At 68.3% G+C, this 19102-nt stretch carries 21 protein-coding genes; 12 read left to right on the forward strand and 9 right to left on the reverse strand.

The genetic code is table 11. From position 1 onward, the window contains the following. The first annotated feature begins 4 nt into the window (after positions 1–4). The 3 genes from ACFCV3_RS30390 to ACFCV3_RS30400 all read left to right on the forward strand — a co-directional run bounded on the left by ACFCV3_RS30390 (position 5) and on the right by ACFCV3_RS30400 (position 2510). The gene (locus ACFCV3_RS30390; RefSeq protein ID WP_376035627.1) at positions 5–1396 is read left to right on the forward strand and encodes a 6-phospho-beta-glucosidase; all 1392 of its coding nucleotides are present in this window, start codon (positions 5–7) and stop codon (positions 1394–1396) included. 344 nt (positions 1397–1740) lie between these two features. After that, positions 1741–2247 (forward strand): 30S ribosomal protein S16, encoded by a 507-nt coding sequence (gene rpsP / locus ACFCV3_RS30395; RefSeq protein WP_132410215.1) that lies wholly within the window; start codon positions 1741–1743, stop codon positions 2245–2247. A gap of 5 nt (positions 2248–2252) precedes the next feature. Next, positions 2253–2510, forward strand: a complete 258-nt coding sequence (locus ACFCV3_RS30400) for an RNA-binding protein (RefSeq protein WP_132410221.1) — start codon at positions 2253–2255, stop codon at positions 2508–2510. Between the two features lie 52 nt (positions 2511–2562). On the opposite strand, the gene ACFCV3_RS30405 is transcribed toward ACFCV3_RS30400, so the two are convergent. Genes ACFCV3_RS30405 through ACFCV3_RS30430 form a run of 6 tightly spaced genes read right to left on the reverse strand, consistent with a single transcriptional unit; the run spans position 2563 to position 8980 of the window. Next, positions 2563–3978, reverse strand: coding sequence for an aminobutyraldehyde dehydrogenase (locus ACFCV3_RS30405; RefSeq protein ID WP_376035630.1), 1416 nt, complete (start codon positions 3976–3978; stop codon positions 2563–2565). Continuing rightward, on the reverse strand, positions 3975–5570 hold the full coding sequence (locus ACFCV3_RS30410) for a thiamine pyrophosphate-binding protein (RefSeq protein WP_376035632.1): 1596 nt from the start codon (positions 5568–5570) through the stop codon (positions 3975–3977). The genes ACFCV3_RS30405 and ACFCV3_RS30410 overlap by 4 nt, the downstream gene beginning before the upstream one ends. After that, positions 5563–6504, reverse strand: a complete 942-nt coding sequence (gene speB, locus ACFCV3_RS30415; RefSeq protein ID WP_376035634.1) for an agmatinase — start codon at positions 6502–6504, stop codon at positions 5563–5565. The genes ACFCV3_RS30410 and speB overlap by 8 nt, the downstream gene beginning before the upstream one ends. A 1-nt stretch (position 6505) precedes the next feature. Continuing rightward, a complete protein-coding gene (locus tag ACFCV3_RS30420; protein WP_376035723.1) occupies positions 6506–7258 on the reverse strand; it encodes an amino acid ABC transporter ATP-binding protein in 753 nt (250 codons plus the stop codon). Beyond that, the gene (locus ACFCV3_RS30425) at positions 7258–8094 is read right to left on the reverse strand and encodes an amino acid ABC transporter permease (RefSeq protein ID WP_376035636.1); all 837 of its coding nucleotides are present in this window, start codon (positions 8092–8094) and stop codon (positions 7258–7260) included. The genes ACFCV3_RS30420 and ACFCV3_RS30425 overlap by 1 nt, the downstream gene beginning before the upstream one ends. Before the next feature lies 1 nt (position 8095). Then, positions 8096–8980, reverse strand: coding sequence for an ABC transporter substrate-binding protein (locus ACFCV3_RS30430; protein WP_376035638.1), 885 nt, complete (start codon positions 8978–8980; stop codon positions 8096–8098). 143 nt (positions 8981–9123) lie between these two features. On the opposite strand from ACFCV3_RS30430, the gene ACFCV3_RS30435 reads away from it, so the two are divergent. The 9 genes from ACFCV3_RS30435 to ACFCV3_RS30475 all read left to right on the forward strand — a co-directional run bounded on the left by ACFCV3_RS30435 (position 9124) and on the right by ACFCV3_RS30475 (position 15524). Next, positions 9124–9711, forward strand: coding sequence for an XRE family transcriptional regulator (locus ACFCV3_RS30435; RefSeq protein ID WP_132410203.1), 588 nt, complete (start codon positions 9124–9126; stop codon positions 9709–9711). A gap of 41 nt (positions 9712–9752) precedes the next feature. Beyond that, the gene (gene rimM, locus ACFCV3_RS30440) at positions 9753–10307 is read left to right on the forward strand and encodes a ribosome maturation factor RimM (RefSeq protein WP_132410201.1); all 555 of its coding nucleotides are present in this window, start codon (positions 9753–9755) and stop codon (positions 10305–10307) included. Then, positions 10304–11500, forward strand: coding sequence for a tRNA (guanosine(37)-N1)-methyltransferase TrmD (gene trmD / locus ACFCV3_RS30445; RefSeq protein ID WP_376035640.1), 1197 nt, complete (start codon positions 10304–10306; stop codon positions 11498–11500). Before rimM ends, trmD begins: the two co-directional genes overlap by 4 nt. 187 nt (positions 11501–11687) lie before the next feature. Beyond that, positions 11688–12050: a 50S ribosomal protein L19 gene (rplS, locus tag ACFCV3_RS30450; RefSeq protein WP_376035642.1), complete on the forward strand. Its 363-nt coding sequence runs from the start codon at positions 11688–11690 to the stop codon at positions 12048–12050. 144 nt (positions 12051–12194) lie between these two features. Beyond that, a complete protein-coding gene (gene lepB / locus ACFCV3_RS30455; protein ID WP_376035644.1) occupies positions 12195–12824 on the forward strand; it encodes a signal peptidase I in 630 nt (209 codons plus the stop codon). Then, the gene (gene lepB / locus ACFCV3_RS30460) at positions 12821–13600 is read left to right on the forward strand and encodes a signal peptidase I (protein WP_376035646.1); all 780 of its coding nucleotides are present in this window, start codon (positions 12821–12823) and stop codon (positions 13598–13600) included. The genes lepB (ACFCV3_RS30455) and lepB (ACFCV3_RS30460) overlap by 4 nt, the downstream gene beginning before the upstream one ends. A gap of 9 nt (positions 13601–13609) precedes the next feature. After that, positions 13610–14311, forward strand: coding sequence for a ribonuclease HII (locus tag ACFCV3_RS30465; RefSeq protein WP_344155600.1), 702 nt, complete (start codon positions 13610–13612; stop codon positions 14309–14311). After that, complete coding sequence (locus ACFCV3_RS30470; RefSeq protein ID WP_012922325.1) at positions 14308–14631, forward strand: DUF2469 domain-containing protein; 324 nt, start codon at positions 14308–14310, stop codon at positions 14629–14631. The genes ACFCV3_RS30465 and ACFCV3_RS30470 overlap by 4 nt, the downstream gene beginning before the upstream one ends. 56 nt (positions 14632–14687) lie before the next feature. Beyond that, the gene (locus tag ACFCV3_RS30475; RefSeq protein WP_376035649.1) at positions 14688–15524 is read left to right on the forward strand and encodes a hypothetical protein; all 837 of its coding nucleotides are present in this window, start codon (positions 14688–14690) and stop codon (positions 15522–15524) included. A 209-nt stretch (positions 15525–15733) separates the two neighbouring features. On the opposite strand, the gene dprA is transcribed toward ACFCV3_RS30475, so the two are convergent. The 3 genes from dprA to ACFCV3_RS30490 form a co-directional block, all read right to left on the reverse strand. Then, entirely contained in the window at positions 15734–16816 is a 1083-nt protein-coding gene (dprA, locus tag ACFCV3_RS30480; protein WP_376035651.1) for a DNA-processing protein DprA, read from the reverse strand. Between the two features lie 293 nt (positions 16817–17109). Next, on the reverse strand, positions 17110–18687 hold the full coding sequence (locus ACFCV3_RS30485) for a YifB family Mg chelatase-like AAA ATPase (RefSeq protein ID WP_376035653.1): 1578 nt from the start codon (positions 18685–18687) through the stop codon (positions 17110–17112). Beyond that, on the reverse strand, positions 18687–19043 hold the full coding sequence (locus ACFCV3_RS30490) for a YraN family protein (RefSeq protein WP_376035655.1): 357 nt from the start codon (positions 19041–19043) through the stop codon (positions 18687–18689). The genes ACFCV3_RS30485 and ACFCV3_RS30490 overlap by 1 nt, the downstream gene beginning before the upstream one ends. Positions 19044–19102 lie beyond the last annotated feature (59 nt).

Here is a 19102-nt window from a genome sequence, read left to right on the forward strand (position 1 = left end):
TGGCGTGAGACTGACGATCCTCGGCGGCGGCGGATTCCGGGTCCCCCTCGTCTACCACGCCCTCCTCAACGACCACGGCCCCGGCCGGATCACCGAGGTCAAGCTCTACGACACCGACCCCACCCGCCTCTCCTCGATCGCCGCCGTCCTCCGCCAGCAAGCAAATTCACTAACGTCCGAAGACACGCGGGCGCCCGTCTCCGGATCGTCGGACGTTGCGAGAAGTGCGCCGGTGGTTACCGCGACTACGGACCTCGATGAGGCGATTCGGGGGGCCGACTTCATCTTCTCGGCCATTCGGGTGGGTGGGCTCGAGGGGCGGACTGTGGACGAGCGGGTGGCGCTCGACCTCGGCGTGCTGGGCCAGGAGACTGTCGGCGCCGGCGGGATCGCGTATGGCTTGCGGACGATTCCGGTGGCGACGGCGATCGCGCGGCGGATTGCGGCGATCGCGCCGGAGGCCTGGGTCATCAACTTCACCAACCCGGCCGGGATGGTGACCGAGGCGATGATCCCGTACCTCGGCGACCGCGTGATCGGCATCTGCGACTCACCCTCGGGCCTCGGCCGCCGGGCGGCGCTCGCGCTCGGTGTGGATCCGACGACCGCGTTCTACGACTACGCCGGGCTCAACCACCTCGGCTGGCTGCGCGGTCTGCGGTCCGGTGGGGTCGACCGGCTCCCCGAGCTCCTGACGTCCACCGACGAGCTCACCTCCTTCGAGGAAGGGCGGCTGTTCGGGGTGGACTGGCTGCGGTCCCTCGGCTCGATCCCGAACGAGTACCTGCACTACTACTACTTCGCCCGCGAGACGCTGGCCGCCGTACAGGCTGTCCGCCAGACCCGCGGCACGTTCCTCCTCGAGCAGCAGTCCGCGTTCTACGCCGAGACGACCCAGCACCCCGACCAGGCGCTCGAGCTGTGGCAGAAGACCCGCGCCGAGCGCGAATCGACGTACATGGTGGAGAGCCGCGAGGTCGCCGACGCCGGTGAGCGCGACGAACGCGACATGGCCGCCGGCGGCTACGAGCAGGTCGCTCTGTCCCTGATGCGCGCCATCGCGCACAACGAACGCGCCTCCCTGATCCTGAACGTCCGCAACCGCGGCATCCTGCACCACCTCGACGACGACGCCGTGGTCGAGATCCCGTGCACGGTCGACGCCAACGGCGCCCTCCCGCTCGCCGTCTCCCAGCTCACCGACCACCAGGCCGGCCTGGTCACCGCGGTCAAGGCGGTCGAACGCTCCACCATCGAGGCCGCCACCACCGCCTCCCGCCCCGCCGCCCTCCGAGCCTTCGCCTGGCACCCCCTGATCGACTCGGTCACCGCCGCCGGACACCTCCTGGACGCCTACGCCACCCACCTCCCCGACCTCACCTACCTCCGCCCCTGACCGCCGGCACGAACGACAGGAGGTCTGCGTGCTCCATCCGGCCCCGCACGCTCAACCACCTGGGCACCACCCCCAGATCCAGCCACACCTCCTGCCGTTCCTGCCCCGGATCCCGCCCCATCGGCTCCCGTAAGGCGTCCCGCGGGGGAGCTGGGATGGGGTGGGTGGGAGGTGGATTGGGTGGTGAGGGGTGGGATCTGGCAGAATGGTTGGCTGAGTCCGTCCAGGTTTGTGCAGCCCTCTAACTCCACGGCCTGGCTCGGCCCATTCGAGCGGTTACTCGTTGTCCCCACGACGCCGTGCTGCTCACCCAGACATGTAATCCCAAGGGAGTTCCCGCAAACGTGGCAGTCAAGATCCGTTTGAAGCGCATCGGCAAGAAGCGTGCGCCGCACTACCGCATCGTCGTGATGGACGCCCGCGCCAAGCGTGACGGCCGCGCCATCGAGGAGATCGGCCTGTACAACCCGAAGACCGAGCCGTCGTTCATCCGGGTCGAGTCCGAGCGGGCGCAGTACTGGCTGGGCGTCGGCGCGCAGGCGACCGAGGCCGTCGAGGCCATCTTCAAGGCCTCCGGTGACTGGCAGAAGTTCAAGGGCCAGGACGCTCCGCCGCCGCTGCGGGTCAAGGAGCCGAAGCGGGACAAGCAGGAGATCTTCAACGAGGCGCTGGCCGAGGCCCACGGCACGCTGAAGACCGAGGCCGTCACCGCCAAGAAGACGGCGAAGAAGGCTGCCCCGAAGGCGGAGGCCAAGACCGACGAGGCCCCCAAGGCTGACGAGGCCCCGGAGGCCGCCAAGGCTGACGAGGCCGCTGTCGAGGCTCCGGCCGCCGACGACGCCAAGGCCTGACGGTGATGGAGACCGAGGCGCTGGAGCACCTGGTCCGAGGCATCGTGGACAACCCGGACGACGTGAGCGTCCGGGCCCGCAACCTGCGTCGCGGCCGGACGCTCGAGGTGCACGTGCACCCCGACGACATCGGCAAGGTGATCGGCCGTAACGGCCGGACCGCCACCGCGATCCGCACGGTCGTCGGAGCGCTCAGCGCCGAGCAGTCGCTGCGCATCGACTTCGTCGACGAGTTCAACAAGCGGCCCCGCCGCTCGAGCTAGAACTCCGCTGAAGGCCGCGTTCCCCACCAGGGGACGCGGCCTTCACGCATCTTCAGCTCCAGGCGCTCATCACGTGTTTCAGCCGCGTGTAGTCCTCGAGGCCGAAGACCGAGAGGTCCTTGCCGGTACCGGACTGTTTGAAGCCGCCGTGCGGGAGCTCAGCGGGCAGGAGCTGGTGGCAGTTGATCCAGACGGTGCCGAAGTCCAGCTCGGCCGCCAGGCGGGTGGCGCGGCCGTGGTCGGTGGTCCAGACGCTGGAGGCCAGCGCTAGGTCGACGCCGTTCGCCAGGCGGATCGCCTCTGCCTCGTCGGTGAACGGCTGCACGGTCAGCACCGGTCCGAAGATCTCCCGCTGTACGACGTCGTCGTCCTGCCGAGCCCCGGCGATCACGGTCGCATCCAGGAAGTACCCCGGCCCGCGACCGGTACCACCGGCCACGATCTCCGCATGTGCCGGTAGCCCGGTCAGGAACTCCTCGACCCGCCCCTTCTGATCCGCACTGTTCAGCGGCCCGAACGCCACCTCCGGCTCGTCCGGCGCCCCCGCCCGGCTGGCCCGCGCTGCGGCACTGACCTCGGTGACGAACTCCTCGTACGCCGATTCCTCGACCAGCACGCGAGTCGCGGCAGTGCAGTCCTGGCCGGCGTTGAAGAACCCCGTGAACGCGATCTCCTCGGCCGTTCGCCGCAGGTCGGTGTCGGCGAACACCAGCGCCGGGGCCTTCCCGCCCAGCTCCAGATGGACGTTCTTGAGTGTCGGCGCGGCCGCGGCCATCACCTCGGCACCGGCCCGTGTGCTCCCGGTGATGGCGACCATGTCCGGCCGCCGGTGCGTGACCAGCAGCCGTCCGGTGTCCCGATCCCCGCAGACCACGTTGAGTACGCCCGGCGGCAGTACCTCCTGGGCCAGCTCAGCCAGCCGGACCGTGCTCCACGGCGTCGTGTCGGCCGGCTTCAGTACGACGGTGTTCCCGGCCGCGAGTGCAGGCGCGATTTTCCAGATCGCCATCATCAGTGGGTAGTTCCACGGCGTGATCTGCGCGATCACGCCGACCGGCTCCCGCCGTACCGACGAGGTGAAGCCAGCCTCGTACTCCGCCTGCGCGATCCCGGTCAGCACCCGAGCCGCACCGGCGAAGAACCGCAACTGGTCGACGCAGGGGAGCAGTTCGAGCTCTCGCGTCGCGGCCCGCGGCTTGCCGGTATTACGGACCTCGCACTCGATCAGCTCGTCGGCATGCTGGGCAACCAGGTCCGCCAGCGCGAGGATCCCCTGCTGCCGCTGGGCAGGCGTCGTACGCCGCCAACTCGGGAACGCCTCGGCAGCCGCACCGACCGCCGCATTCACCTCGGCCTCCCGAGACAGCGGCGCCGTACCAAGTGCCTGCGCAGTGGAGGGATCGACGAACTCCATCGATGCGGCCGCAGCGACGTTCTTGCCTCCGATGACGTTACTCAGGATGGTCACGCGGTACTCCCATCGATGGTGAGCTGGATCAGGGTCGGACGGTCTGCGGTGAGAGCTGCCGCTGCGAGCTCACCCAGTACGGCGGCCGACTCCGCCTCGGTGCCGTGCGCACCGATCGCGCGCGCCATGGCCGGCAGATCCGGCTGATAGAGGTCGACCGCCTGCGGCGTGATCCCGCGATCCACCATTTGCTCGCGGATCTCGGCGTACCCGCCGTTGTTCACCACGACGACCGGCAGCGGCAGCCGGAGCTCGGTCGCGGTCACCAGCTCCTGGATCGTGAACATCGCGGCGCCGTCGCCGAACAGCCCGATCACCGGCCGCTCCGGCTGCGCGACCTTCGCCCCGATCGCAGCCGGCAACCCGTAGCCGAGGGTGGCATAACCGGTCGGGTACAGCAGCCGGTTGGCGGTCGTGAACGGCCAGTGGTGGACCGTTCCGTAGTACGTGACCTGCGAGCTGTCGCCCGCGATCACAGTGTCGGCGGGGAGCGCGGCGGCCAACGATTGCTGGATCGCCGCCCACGGCCCGGCGTCCCGGTCGGCATCAGCACGAATCGCCTGCTGCCATTCCGCCACATGCGCGGTATCGAAACGCTTGGTCGTGAACCGCAGCGCCTGCCGCGCATCCCCGACGACGCCGAGATCGGCGCGGAGATTCTTGTCCAGCTGCCCCGGATCCACGTCGATGCGAATCACCTTGGCAGCCTGGGCGACACCACCCCACAGATCCGAATCACCGAGTTCGGTGCCCACGGCAACTACCAGATCGGCCTCGGTGATCACCCGATGAGCCGCCGGCAGCCGGATCGACGCGCCGAGCGCAACCGGATCCGACTCGTCGACGATGCCTTTCCCGTTCACAGTCGTCAACACCGGTACGCCGTTCGCCGCCAGCGCGCGAATCTCCGCAGCCGCTCCCCGCGCGCCACCACCCGCGATGAGCAGCGGGCGCCGAGCCTCCGCAAACGCGTGCTCAATCGCCGCCACATCAACCGTGGTTGGGTTGGGGAACCCCGCCGAGTCGGCGCGCGTTGCTGTGGCAGGCGGTGCGGCTGCGACGGACCGGCGTACCCACTCGCCTTCGAGTACATCGACCGGCACCTCCAGATGCACCGGCCGCGGCCGCCGTGAACTGAACCCGGCGAAGATGTCCGCGATCACCTCCGGCAACTCGTTCGCACTGTCGACGCGAATGCTCCGGTCGCACACCGCGTCCAGCGCACCCTGCTGGTTCTTCAGCTCGTGCAGCCAGCCGACGTCCTTGCCGACCATCCCCCGAGGCGGCCCGGGCGAGATCGCGAGCGTCGGCACGGAATCGGCGTACGAGGTTGCGAGAGCAGTGATCGCGTTGGTGATCCCTGGTCCCGAAGTCGTGATCAGCACGCCCGCGCCACCCGTCACCCGCGCGTACCCATCGGCGGCGTACCCGGCGCCCTGTTCGTGCCGCGTCACGATGTGCCGGATCCCCGATGCCGGCAGATACCGGTAGATCTCCAGATTGTGCGTGCCCGGAATGCCGAAGACATGCCGGACCCCGTGAGCCACCAAGCTGTCCACGACGGCCGCGCCGCCCGTCACCGCGTCAGCCACGGGGCGCCATCGCGCTGATCAGTTCGTACGCCGCATGCGCAGCCGCGATCCCAGTGACCTCAGCATGGTCATACGCCGGAGCCACCTCCACGATGTCCGCACCAACCAGGTTCAGCTCGGCGAACGCCCGCAGCATCTGCAACAACTCCCGACTGGTCAGCCCACCGGCCTCCGGCGTCCCAGTCCCAGGCGCAAAGGCCGGATCCAGTACGTCGATGTCCAGCGACACGTACGTCGGCCGATCACCGACCCGCGCCTTGATCCGGTCGACCGCCCCGCGCCACCCGTGGTCGTCGAACTGATGCGCACCGATCACCTGGAACCCCAGCACCTGATCGTCGGTCAGGTCCTCCCGCGAATACAGCGAGCCGCGGATACCCACATGCAGCGACCCGGTCTGGTCGATCAGGCCCTCCTCGGAGGCACGACGGAACGGCGTACCGTGCGTGATCGGCGCACCGAAGTACGTGTCCCACGTATCCAGATGCGCGTCGAAGTGGACGACCGCGATCGGCCCGTGCGCCTCGTGCATCACCCGCAGCAGCGGCAACGCGATCGTGTGATCGCCACCGATCGTCAGCGGTTTGGCGCCGAAGCCGATCACCTCGCGCACACCCTCGTCGATCTGCTTGACCGCTTCGAGAATGTCGAACGGGTTGCAGGCGATGTCACCAGCATCAGCTACTTGCTGCAGTGCGAACGGTTCCACGTCCTGCACCGGGTTGTACGGACGCAGCAGCTTGGACGACGCCCGGATGTGGCCCGGGCCGAAGCGCGCGCCGGGCCGGTAGCTGACACCGGAATCGAACGGTACGCCGATCACCGCGACATCCGCGCGGGCCACCTCGTCGATCCGCGGCAACCGCGCGAACGTGGGCGGGCCGCCGTACCGGGGGATCCTGGTCGCGTCCACAGGGCCTTGGAATTCGGTCATCTCAGAGCACTTTCTGCAGGAAGGTCCGGGTCCGGGCGTGACTGGGATTGCTGAGCACCTGCGCGGGTGGGCCGGCCTCGACGACGACGCCGGCGTCCATGAACACCACCCGCTGGCAGACCTCCCGGGCGAAACCGATCTCGTGCGTGACCACGATCATCGTCATCCCGTCGGCCGCCAGGCCCTTCATCACCTCGAGGACCTCGCCGACCAGTTCGGGGTCGAGGGCGGAGGTCGGTTCGTCGAAGAGCATCAGCGTCGGCCGCATTGCCAGGGCGCGGGCGATCGCCACCCGCTGCTGCTGGCCGCCGGACAGCTGTGCCGGGTACGCCGCTGCCTTGTCCGCCAGGCCGACGCGGTCGAGCAGTGCGAGCGCTTGGCTACGAGCTGCGGCGCGTGTCTCGCGTTTGACGAAGATCGGGGCCTCCATCACGTTCTCGACCGCGGTGCGATGCGGGAACAGGTTGAACCGCTGAAACACCATCCCGACGTGCCGCCGGGCCGCCGCGGTCTCACGCGGACGCAGCTCGTACTTACGGCCGCCATGGCGCCGGTAGCCGACCAGCTCGCCGTTCACACTGATCTCGCCGCCGTCGATCCGTTCGAGGTGGTTGATACAGCGCAGGAACGTGCTCTTGCCGGAGCCGGACGGGCCCAGCAGCGAGACGACCTCGCCGGCCTCGACGGTCAGGTCGATGCCCTTCAGCACCTCGACGTCGCCGAACGACTTCCGCACGTTGACCGCCTCGACCATCATCGGAGCACTCCACGGCTCATGCGGTTCTCCAACCGGTTCTGGACGACGGTCAGGATCGTGGTCAGGACGAGGTACCAGAGACTGGCCACGATCAGCAGCGGGATCTGCTGGAAGTTGCGCCCGTAGATCAGCTGGGCGGTCGTGGTGAGCTCGGGCAACCCGATCACCAGCACGAGCGAGGTCAGCTTGAGCATCGAGATCGTCTGATTGGCCGTCGGCGGCACGATCAGCCGGGCCGCCTGCGGCAGGATCACCCGCCGGTAGGTGATCCACGGACTCATGCTGAGCGCCTCGGCCGCCTCGCGCTGCCCGGAGTCGACCGAACCGATCCCGGCCCGGACGATCTCCGCCATGTACGCCGCTTCGTTCAGTCCGAGCCCGAGGATCGCGGCCGTGAACTGGGTGATGACGGTGTTCGTCGGCCAGCTGATCAGGTCGGGTCCACCGAAGGGCAGTCCGATGCTGAGCTGCGGTACGACGGTGCCGAGGAAGAACCAGAACAGCAGTTGGACGAGGATCGGCGTACCGCGGAACAGCCAGACGTAGCCGCCGGCAACCGATCGCAGGACCGGGTTCTCGGACAGCCGCATCACCGCGAGGATCGTGCCGAGCACGATTCCGACCAGCATCGCGATCACGGTCAGCTGCAGGGTCTTGACCAGGCCGAGCAGGATCGACTTCTCGAACAGGTAGCCGGCCACCAGGTCGAGCCGCAGCTTCGGCGCGGTCGCGACGAAGTGCACGAACACGGCCAGCAGGAAGACGATCGCGGCGGCCGCGACCCAGCGGCCCGGATGCCGGAGCCGGACGATCGGTTCGTCGGCGGTGCTCATCTCACTTGCCCTGGTTGATCGGAGCGTCTTTCAGTGCCTGGTCGGTGAGATTCCACTTCGCCAGCAGCGCGTCGTACGTGCCACTCTCGATCACCTTCTTCAACGCGGCCTGGACGGCGTCGCGCAGCTTCGGGTTGTTCTTCGGCACCGGGATCCCGACAGGCAGGGAGTCGAACGGCTTGCTCGCGATCTCGAACGCGTCCGGCGCCTGCTTCACGTTGTAGGCCAGTGTCAGGTCGAGCGCCAGTACGGCGTCCGCACGGCCGGACTGGAGCGCCTGGACCGCGCTCGCCTGGTCCGGGAACGGCAGTTTGGTCAGCTTGCACTCTTTCGCGATCTCGTCGGCGGTCAGGTCGCCGGTGGCGCTCTTCTCCACCGCCACCGTGCGCCCGCAGAGGTCCTTCTTCTCCTTCAGGCCGTTCTTGTTGCCCTTGACAACCATGAAGGAGACCCCGGAGCTCAGGTAGTCGACGAAGTCCACCGTCTCCTGACGGGCCTTCTTGTCGATCATGCTGGTCATCGCCAGGTCGTACCGGCCCGCGTTCAGACCGCCGATGATCCCGTCGAAGTTCGTGTTCTGGAACTCGAACGGCACGCCCAGCACCTGACCGAGGGCCGCGCCCAGGTCCGCGTCGAAACCGAGCACGGTCTTGTTGTCCTCGGCAAAGAACTCCATCGGCGGGAAGCTGACCCCGGAGGCGACCCGGACCTTCCCGGCAGACTTGATCGCATCGGGCAGCAGAGCAGCGGCGGCCTCGTCCTTGGCCAGGGCGGGCGTCGTACTGCCGCCACTGGGGGACTCGACCGCATCAGGTGCCGCACACGAGACCATGGCCGCGGCGACGGTGACGACTGTGACGACGAGGGCGAAGTGTGGAATCCGCATGGTGGGTTCTCCCGGACGGTCGGGCCGATGTTTCGAGAATGTTTCATGACAGGCAACAAAGGTTGTCGTACGAGCATCGGGGGCGGCATGATGGGGTGTCAAGGAGTCGTCCCTTGTTTTTCCGCCTGATGGAAGGTCTTCCGATGCGTCCGTTGCCCGTGTCGCCCTCGAACAACGAGATCCGGATCGGCTCCCGGCTGCGGGCCGCCCGGCAGGCGCACGGCTACACCCTCGACCAGCTTGCCTCGGCCGCCGGCCTCACCAAGGGCTTCCTCAGCCGGGTCGAGCGGGACGAGACCTCGCTGAGCGTCGCCTCGCTGATCACCTTGTGCGAGGTGATGAGTCTCGACGTCGGCTCGCTGTTCTCCGTGCCGGACGTCGCCCTTGTACGACGTGATGGCGCGCCCGCGATCAACCTGGGCGGAGCCGGTGTCGACGAGCGGCTGATGACGCCGCGCGGGCAGTCCCGCGTCCAGGTGGTGCACACCGACGCGGAGCCGGGTGGCACCGGCGGTTCGGACTTCTACACGATCAACTGCGAGTACGAAGTCGTGTACGTGATCACCGGCAGCATCGAGATGCTGTTCACCGACCGCCGGGTCCAGCTGGCCGCCGGCGACGCACTGACCTTCCCCGGTGGCGAGCCGCACACCTGGGTCAACTCCAGCCCCACCGACCCTGCCGAACTGATCTGGGTGCTCACCCCTGCACCGTGGAGCGGCAGCGCCTGAGACACTGTGGCGTTGTTGTCTTGGCTCTGAGAGGAACTGCAGTGCTGGTGATTGTCGGTCGGATCGGCCGGGCGCACGGGATCAAGGGCGATATCGGGATGATCGTCCGCACGGACGACCCCGACCTGCGCTTCGCTGACGGGGCGAAGCTCGTCACGACCACCAACCCGCCTCGGACCCTCACCGTGGAGTCCAGCCGCTGGCACAGCGGGCGGTTGCTGGTGAAGTTCGTCGAGTCCCCGGACCGGACTGCGGCCGAGTCGCTGCGCAATCTGGAGGTCCAGGCCGAGATCGGCGAGGACGAGCGGCCGGAGGACCCTGAGGAGTATTACGACCGCGAGCTGATCGGTCTGAAGGTCCGCACCACCACGGGTGACGAGGCGGGTGAGGTGATCGACGTGATCCACCTGCCCTCGCAGGACCTGCTGGAGATCCGGCGGCCGGCGGGCAACGCCGTACTGGTGCCGTTGGTCGAGGAGCTGGTTCCGGAGATCGATCTGGACGCGAAGTACGTGACTGTCGCGGACCGGCCGGGCCTGCTCGACCCTGAGGGTGCCGAGGTGGTTCCGTCGGAGCCGGGAGACGCAGCCCGATGAGGCTGGACGTCCTCACCATCTTCCCGGAGTACCTGGCCGCGCTGGACGTCTCACTGGTCGGCAAGGCTGCCCAGAGCGGCCTGCTGGACGTCCACCTGCACGATCTGCGGCAGTGGACCTACGACCGGCACCGCACCGTCGACGACACCCCGTACGGCGGCGGCGCGGGCATGGTGATGAAGCCGGAGCCATGGGGTGAGGCGCTGGACGCGGTCGCGCCGCCGGACGGGCCCGCGCAGCCCAGGCTGATCGTGCCGACGCCCGCCGGGCGGCCGTTCACCCAGGCGCTCGCCTACGAGCTGGCCGAGGAGCCCTGGCTCGCCTTCGCCTGCGGGCGCTACGAGGGGATCGACGCCCGGGTCGCGGCGTACGCCGGGGAGCGGATGCGCGTCGACGAGGTGTCGATCGGCGACTACGTGCTGAACGGCGGAGAGGTCGCCGTACTCGTGATGGTCGAGGCAGTGGCCCGGCTGCTGCCCGGTGTGATCGGCAACCCGGAGTCGCTGGCCGAGGAGTCGCACTCGGGCGACGGGCTGCTGGAGTACCCGGTCTACACGAAGCCCGTGAGCTGGCGGGGGCACGACGTACCGGAGATCCTGCTGTCCGGGAACCACGGCAAGATCGCCGAGTGGCGTCATGAGCAGTCCGTCAGCCGTACTGCGGAGCGCCGTCCGGACCTGCTGGCCGCGTGGGGCGACGTACTGGCTGGGAAGGACGATGCGGATCCGGTTCGCATCCTCCCGGCCACGCCTGGCGACGCGGGGGAGATCCACACCCTGCAGCTGGCCGCCTTCCTCTCCGAAGGGCGCCTGTACGACGACTACTCGATCCCACCGCTGGTTGAGACAGTCGACGCCGCGGCTGAGCGTCTCCGGCAGGGGACCGTCCTCAAGGCCGTCGCAGGCACTCGCATCGTCGGATCGGTGCAGCTGACTGTCGACGGCTCGGTGGCCTACATCGGCCGGATGATCGTCGCTCCCGACTGGCAGGGCCGAGGGCTGGGCACCCGGCTGCTGAAGACCGCCGAGAAGCTCGCGCCGGCCGAGGTGACGACGTACGAACTCAACACGGGCGGGCTCAGCGAGCGGAACCTGGCTGTCTACAAGAAGGCCGGTTACCGGGAGTTGCGGCGTGAGGCACAGACCCCGAAGGTCGACCTGGTCCACCTCGCGAAGCGGCGCCGCCGGAAGTAGATAGCGTCACCCTCCGTGGCCGGAGCGCGCTGATTTCGTCACGGTGTGGGGCATGTGGCAAGATTGTCTGCTGCTGCTCTTTCGGTGCTCCTGCCACAGGGGGTGACCACCGACTGGCAGCTTTTCAGTGACTTCACCAACCACCTTCGTGGGTGACCTGTGGCACGCGCGAGAGAAGAGACACCTGATGAGCAACATCCTGAACGAGCTCGACAACGCGAGCAAGCGCGACGACATCCCGGCCTTCCGCGCCGGTGACACCGTCAACGTGCACGTGAAGGTCGTCGAAGGCAACCGTTCCCGCGTCCAGGTGTTCAAGGGTGTCGTGATCCGCCGGCACGGTGGTGGCCTGCAGGAGACCTTCACGGTCCGCAAGGTCAGCTTCGGTGTCGGCGTCGAGCGCACCTTCCCGATGCACACCCCGATCGTCGAGAAGGTCGAGGTCGTCACCCGCGGTGACGTCCGTCGCGCCAAGCTGTACTACCTGCGCGAGCTGCGCGGCAAGGCAGCCAAGATCAAGGAGAAGCGGGACAACGTCCCGGCCTCCTGAGCCACGTAACGACGACGGTCACCTATGGCGCCGAGCACTGCGACTCGCGCTCGCCCTCGCTCGGCACCTCGGAGGGCACGTCGCAGCAAGGGACGTCACCGCAGGCTGAAGCAGCGGAATCCGCTGCTCAGCCTGCTGACCGAGATGACCACCGTGACGGTGCTCGCACTCGTCATCACGGTGGTCCTGCGGCTGTTCGTCGCAGAAGCGTTCTACGTGCCGTCGGAGTCGATGTACAACACGCTCACCAAGGACGACCGGATCCTCGCCGAGAAGATCAGCTACCTGCACCGGGACGTCGACCGCGGTGACATCGTCGTCTTCAAGGACCCCGCCAACTGGCTGAACGAGGCACCGGCCACCCCGGGCCCGTTCCGGCGGGTCGGTGAGTTCGTCGGCATCCTGCCGCGCAGCGGTGAGGGTCACCTGGTGAAACGGGTGATCGGGCTGCCCGGCGACAAGGTGATCTGCTGCGATCGCAACGGCCGGGTCACGGTGAACGGGATCGCCCTCGACGAGCGCGAGTACCTGCTCAAGGACGCGCACCCCTCCGACCTGCCCTTCAACGTCGTCGTACCACCCGGTCAGCTGTGGGTGATGGGCGACAATCGGGCCCAGTCGGCGGACTCCCGTGCCCATATGGGCGGCCCCGGTGGCGGGTTCGTCCCGATCGAGAACGTGGTTGGCCGGGCCTGTTGCGTAATCTGGCCGTCTGACCGGATGACGATGCTGCGTCCTCCGGAAACCTTCAAGAAGCCGGGGCTGAAGAAGTGACCGATACACCGACGAAGACGGACGCCGCCAAACCCGCCAGACCCGCCCATCGCTCGGGCTTCGCGGCGGCCGCCCGCGAGTTCGTGCTGATCGTCGTCGGGGCGCTGATCGTCTCCTCGATCCTGCGGGCGTTCGTCGGCCAGATGTTCATCATCCCGAGCGAGTCGATGGAGAACACGCTGCTGGTCGGTGACCGGGTCGTCGTGGAGAAGATCACCGACGTGAAGCGTGGCGACGTGGTCGTCTTCGAGGATCCGGGCGGCTGGCTCGGCGCCGAGGAGAGCGGCCAGAAGCGCGGCTCGGTCGGCCGGTTCTTCGAGGTCGTCGGCCTGCTGCCGGACTCCAGCCACGGGCACCTGATCAAGCGCCTGATCGGGATGCCGGGCGACAAGGTCGAGTGCTGCGACACCAAGGGCCGCCTGCTGGTGAACGGCCAGCCCCTCGACGAGACCAGTTACCTGTACCCCGGTGACGCCGCCTCGCAGATGGAGTTCCAGGTGACGGTCCCGGCCGGCCGGATCTTCGTGATGGGCGACCACCGCTCCGCCTCCGGCGACTCCCGCGTGCACCTGCAGGACGTCGACGCCGAAGGCGGCAACCCCGGTGACGCGGCCTTCGTCCCGCTGGACAAGGTGACCGGCCGCGCGATCCTGGTCGTCTGGCCGGCCGGTCGCTGGGACAAACTCGGCGTACCGGACACCTTCAAGGCGGTCCCCGCCGCGGCCGGGCCCCCGCCGGCCAAACCATTGATCTCGCTGACACCACCCCCCAAGTAGGAGGGTTCGATGAGCGTGTTGCCCCGGGGTAGCACGGTGCGCCGGGACGCCGGGCTGTACGGGTACGAGCGGGCCCTGCGCCGCGTCGGCCTGGATCCGATCGCCGGCGTGGACGAGGCCGGCCGCGGACCGTGCGCCGGCCCCCTGGTCGCGGCCGCGGTGATCCTGCCGGACGGCAAGCGCGGCCAGATCCCCGAGCTGGCCGATTCCAAGCTGCTCACCGCCAAGGCCCGCGAGCGCTGCTACGAGGAGATCCGCAAGCGCGCGGTGGCCTGGTCGGTGGTCTCGATCGAGGCCCCCGAGTGCGACCGCCTCGGCATGCACGTGGCGAACCTCCAAGCGCTCCGCCGCGCCCTGTTCCGCCTCGACGTGCGCCCGTCGTACGTGCTGACCGACGGCTTCGGGGTCGACGGTCTCGGCGTACCGGGCCTGGCGATCTGGAAGGGTGACCGCGTGGCGGCTTGTATCGCCGCCGCATCCGTGATCGCCAAGGTGACCCGGGACCGCGTGATGGAGCACTGGGACAAGGAGTACCCGCAGTACGGTTTCGCCATCCACAAGGGCTACTGCACGCCCGAGCACCAGGCGGCACTGGACGAATACGGCCCGTGCCCGCAACATCGACGGCGGTTCGAGAATGTCCGCCGCAGTCTGCGGCCCGATATGGGACAGAATGTCACCAGTCCCACCGGAGTGGAGAGCGGTAGATGAGTGCTGATGATCTCGAGAAGTACGAGACCGATATGGAGCTGCAGCTCTATCGGGAGTACAAGGACGTCGTCGGGATCTTCAAATACGTCGTAGAGACCGAACGCCGCTTCTACCTGTGCAACGCCGTGGACCTCAAGGTCCGCACCGAGGGTGGCGACGTCTACTTCGAGGTGACGATGGCCGACGCCTGGGTCTGGGACGTCTACCGTTCCGCCCGCTTCGTCAAGAACGCCAAGGTCGTCACCTTCCGCGACGTCAACATCGAAGAACTGGCCAAGTCCGACCTCGAAGTCCCCAAGGACTCAGACTTCGGCCGCTGACCCCCTGAGCCTCGGTCCGTGGACCAGGTGTGTCGTGGCCGTCCTACCATCGTTGGATGTCGCTTACGGTGCGGAACCTGGTGCCGGAATTTCTGGAGTTCTGGGATCGAGCAGCCGCAGAGGACGAGCAGCAACAGCTCGCTCTGTGGAATCAGTACGTCGAGAGCGCCCCAGAGGTGATCCAAGACCTCCGGCGGAGTGGGCGCGACCCAGATCCGCAGCAGGCGTTCGAGCTCTATCCGAAGGTGCTGGAACTCGTCAGGGCCAATGCAGAGGTCGCCTGCAGCTGGGTGGAAGAAGCAGCGGAGCTGGTCATGCCAGTCCTTGAGGCGACCCATCTGGACGTGCACGCGGTGGTGATGGTCGGGCTGGGGACGGCGAACGGGTGGGTCAGCCAGTTTCGCGGCCAAGCCACGCTCTTTCTGGCTGTCGAGCGGATCCCAGAGGGCACGGCCGCGCAGATCCTGGCGGCGCACGAGTTCGCGCACGCGGTGCAACTCTCGTTGCCGGAGGTCGCCTGGACTGATAGCGGGCCGTTGGGGCAATGGATCTACGCCGAGGGCTTCGCGACAGCATTGACCGCTGAGATGCTGCCGGACTACGGGCCGGCCGAGCATCTGTGGTTCGGCGATGGATACGACGACTGGCTGACGAACTGCTTGCAGGTTCTGCCCGCGGCGAAGGCGGCGATTCTGGCGGACCTGGAGTCCGAGGAGGATGACGTGGCGGCCCGGTATCTAACCCGGAACTCCGAGGCGCGCTTCCCGGACCGGATCGGCTACTTGGTCGGCACCCGACTCGTGCAGGATCTTCGCCGCACCTACGGCTGGCCCGAGTTGGCACGGTGGTCCGCCGAGCGGGCAACCGAAGAGGTCCGCCGTCTGCTCAGCTGAAGGGTTGAGCCTGGCCAGAGACATCAGCATCCCGCCACGCACGATCCGGGCCAGTCCCACGATCGGCACCAAGGAACATCGCCGGCCTCTGCATTCTGGGTGAGCTTCCTGAACGTGCCCTCGACGGCGAACGGCAAGTTCGATGTCCCGGCGGACAAACCGCGGGCTGCCGTCTCGCTTCAGCTCGTGGCGGACCTCTCCTGCGGGCGTTAGTCGGTTGTCTGGGGTGTTAAGCACCAGCCGGTGGGGGATTGGTGGACGAGGTCGAGGGCGGTCAGGGCCTCCAGGGCGCCGTGCGTGGTTGGGATGTCCAGACCGGCTGTGGTGGCTATGCGGTGGGTGGGGGCCGGGGTGCGGACGGGGACGGCGTCGAGGGTGCGGCGGAGGTCGTGGGAGAGATCGTCGATGGGCGTCTTGGTCGAGTGACGGTATGAGGTCAGGCCGCTGCCCAGGGGCGAGACGGCCTCGATGATCTCGGGGACGTCGGTGACGAGTACGGCGTCTCGCTCGCGGATCAGCAGGTGGCTGCCCTCGGACATCTGGGAGGTGATGGGGCCGGGAACGGCCATCACCGGGCGGCCGCACTGCTCAGCCCAGCCGGCGCTGTTCAGCGCGCCGCTGCGGACTGCTGCCTCGACGATCAGCGTGCCTTGGCTCGCGGCCGCGATCAGGCGGTTGCGGGCGAGGAAGCGCAGCTTGCTCGGTGAACACCCCGGTGACAGCTCACTCACCACCAGCCCTTGCTCGACGATCCGGCTGAACAAGGCCGCGTTGCTTTGCGGATAGCTCTTGTCCACGCCGCACGCCAGCACCGCGACCGTCACGCCCGCTGCCGCGAGCGCTCCCCGATGCGCCGCCGCATCGATCCCATACGCCCCTCCCGACACCACGGCGAACCCCTTCGCCGACAGTCCCGCCGCCAACTCCCCGGCAACATGCGACCCGTACGACGAACACGCCCGAGCTCCCACGATCGCCACCGACTGCTCAAGCACCTTCCGCAGGTTCGCCGGTCCGCGCACCCACAACCCGAACGGCACTCCAGCCCGCCGAGTCAACTGACCCGCCTCGGCCAACACGTCCACCTGCTCGGGCCACTCGGCATCCCCCGGAATCACGAACCGCCCCCCAACAGCAGCCGCCCGCTCCAAATCACGCTCCGGCTCCACCGCCGCCATCCGCGTCGCCCACCGCTCCGTCCCCACCTCCCCGCGCCGCAACCGCTCCCACATCTCAACCACCCCAACCCCCTCGAACACCCGCAGCGCCGCCAGATCCCCCGGCTCGATCACCCGCCCCAACCCCACCCGAGCCAACCGCTCCGCATCCCCGCCACCCCCGATCCCAGCCCAAGGAACCCCACCCTCCCCACCACCCCTCCCAGCCACGCCCCCATCCCCCACCTCGCATCCGCGAGCTGCCATCCCGGACCCGTCCACGCCGAAGCTCACCGAGCCGCCCCCAGTGGCGTCCTCCACCGCAACAGAAGCCCGCACCCGACACCTGGCCTTCAGAGGGCTCGTCGTGGTTGTTGCTTCGGCTGGGGTGGGCGTGGGACTGGGGGAGGGCGGGGCGAGGAGGGGGGTCATGGGAGGGGTCCTTTGAGGGGGCGGGTGTCGGACAAGGGGGTGAGGGTTTCGCCGGAGCGGAGCTGGAAGGCTTCGTGGGTCAGCTCGAGGGTTGGTTGGGTGAGGCCGCGGAGGTCTGCGAGGGTCCAGGCCAGGCGGACGACGCGGTCGAAGCCGCGGCCCGTCAGGCGGCCGGTGGAGTAGTGGTCTTCGAGGAGTTGCTGGGCCTTGGCATCGAGGGGGAAGTCGCGGCGGAGGACTGCACCTGGGACTTGGCTGTTGAGGGTCCACGGGCTGTCGCGATAGCGGGCGGACTGGCGGTCCCGGGCGGCCTGGACGCGGGCGGCGACGGCCGCGGTCGGCTCGGAGGACTCGGCGTCGGTGCTGCCGCGCGCGGCGGGGAGGATCTGGCGCTGGATGTCGAGGCGGTCCTTGATCGGGCCGCTGATGCGTTGCTGGTACCGCGCGAGTGCTTGGGGTGTGCAGTTGCAGACCGCGTGCCGGACGCCGGACATGCCGCAGGGGCAGGGATTCGCGGCGAGCACCAGCATGAAACGGGCCGGGAACTTCGCCACCGCTGCCGACCGGTGAACCTCGACGAACCCGGACTCCAGCGGCTGCCGCAACGTGTCGAGAGTCAGCGGATGCATCTCGGGTGCCTCGTCGATGAACAGGATCCCGCGGTGTGCGCAGCTGATCGCTCCCGGGCGCGGCACCCCCGAACCGCCTCCGACCAGGCTCGACAACGAGGCTGTGTGATGAGGCGCGATGAACGGCGGTCGTGAGACCAGCTCGGCCTCACCGGTGAGCATCCCAGCCAGCGAATGCACCGCTGAGACCTCCAGCGATTCGTCGGTACTGAGATTCGGCATCAGCCCGGCCAGACGCTCGGCCAGCATCGTCTTGCCCGAACCGGGTGGACCGTGCAGGAACAGGTGATGACCACCCGCGGCCGCTGCCTCGATCGCCCGCCGGCCCTCCTGCTGCCCGATCACGTCGTGCAGATCGACCTCCGGAACCCGGGTCAGCGACTCCGACAGCAGCCGTGGCTCGGCCTGTGGCGCCGCCTCGTCCGGAATCTCCACCCCACGCAGCAACGCCAGCACCTGCCGCAGCGACCGCACCCCGTAGACCTCGATCCCCGGAACGAGCCGTGCCTCACCTGCATTCAGCTCCGGCACGACAATGCGGTCGAAGCCGGACCGGGCCACTGCCAGCGTCATCGCGAGGGCACCGCGGACCTCACGGATCCGGCCGTCCAGCCCGAGCTCGCCGATGATCGCGGTGCGTCGCGACGACACCGCCTCGACCACGCCAGCAGCTGCGAGTAAGGCACAGGCGATAGCGACGTCGTAGTGCGAGCCGGTCTTCGGCAGGGTCGCGGGGGACAGGGCGATGGTGACCTTGCGGTCGGGGAACTTCTCACCGCTGTTGACCACGGCCGCCCGGACCCGGTCCCGGGCCTCCGAGAGCGAGGTGTCCGGCAGGCCGATCAGGGTGGTCTTGGGCAGGCCCTGGGCGATATCGGCCTCGACCTCGACCAGATGCCCCTCGAGCCCGACCAGGGCGACGGACCACATGTGCGCGAGCGTCATCAGGCTGCCCCTCGCAGATGATCGACCTGAGGGGGAGCGCCCTGGGTGATCAGGACAGCGACGAAGTCGATCCGGACCTCCCGGGGCCGGACCTCGTGGCTGCGCAGCCAGGCGCCGGCCAGCTTCCGCAGCGTGGTGAGTTTGCGGTACGTGATCGACTCCAGCGGCGACCCGTAGCCGAGCCCTCGCCGGGTCTTGACCTCACAGACAACGAGCGTGCCGCCCTCGCGGGCGACGATGTCGATCTCGCCGATCGGGCAGCGCCAGTTGCGCTCGAGGATGACCAGACCCTGGGTCGTGAGATACCTGCTGGCGAGCTCCTCGCCGTACTGCCCAACTGCGTTGCTGGTTTGCATTGTTGACCACCTCCGACAGAGAAGATGCCGGGATCGGGCCTCGGTTCCGGAACGACTTC

It is taken from the genome of Kribbella sp. NPDC056345 (assembly GCF_042262745.1).
Taxonomy (GTDB): domain Bacteria; phylum Actinomycetota; class Actinomycetes; order Propionibacteriales; family Kribbellaceae; genus Kribbella.